The organism is Mesorhizobium sp. M7A.F.Ca.CA.002.15.2.1, from assembly GCF_003998715.1.
Lineage (GTDB): Bacteria > Pseudomonadota > Alphaproteobacteria > Rhizobiales > Rhizobiaceae > Mesorhizobium > Mesorhizobium ciceri.
Map to the genome: position 1 here is coordinate 1 of NZ_RZPI01001186.1, position 681 is coordinate 681.

Annotated in this window: 1 pseudogene; it reads left to right on the plus strand. The window is 63.3% G+C overall.

Annotated elements, in window-relative coordinates:
* Nucleotides 1-648, plus strand: a pseudogene (locus tag ENZ74_RS33540) (ornithine decarboxylase); the annotation flags it as partial.
* Nucleotides 649-681: the final 33 nt, after the last annotated feature.

Consider the following 681-nt stretch of genomic DNA (forward strand, 5'->3'; position numbering starts at 1 on the left):
ACCTATGAGCGGGCGCTGGCTTCCGCCGACTGGGTGCGCAACCGGCTGACCTTCGATATTGCCGGGCTCGATGTCGGCGGCGGTTTCCCCGCCGAATACGGCCACGACCCTAACCGCAAGCAGATCGAGATGCCGTCGCTTGGCCAGATCATGTCGCGGCTGTCGGGCGATCTGAAGGAGTATCAGTTCGACCAGATGCCGCTGGTGGCTGAGCCCGGCCGGGTGATCGTGGCGCGCTGCCTGTCGTTGATCGTGCGGGTGCTGCTGCGCAAGGGCAAGCGGCTCTACATCAATGACGGCATCTGGGCATCGCTGTCGGATTCATGGACCGGCAAGATCACGCTGCCGGCGCGCTTCATTCCCGACCCGGCGATCCGCTCGCGCAATGGCGAGGAGAAGAACATCGTGCCGTTCAAGGTCTGCGGCGCGACCTGCGATTCCGTCGACATCCTGTCGCGGCCGTTCTGGCTGCCGGAAACGGTCGATACCGGCGACTGGATCGAGATCGGCCATATCGGCGCGTATTCGCTGTCGCTGAGGACCCGCTTCAACGGCTTCTATCCCGACACCTTCGTCGAGGTGACGACGCCGTTCGACGAGGGCGACGCGCCACAGGGTTTTGCCAGTTTGGAGACGATGGCGGATTGAGGGGAATAAGGCAGTAGGGGAATAGGGGAATAG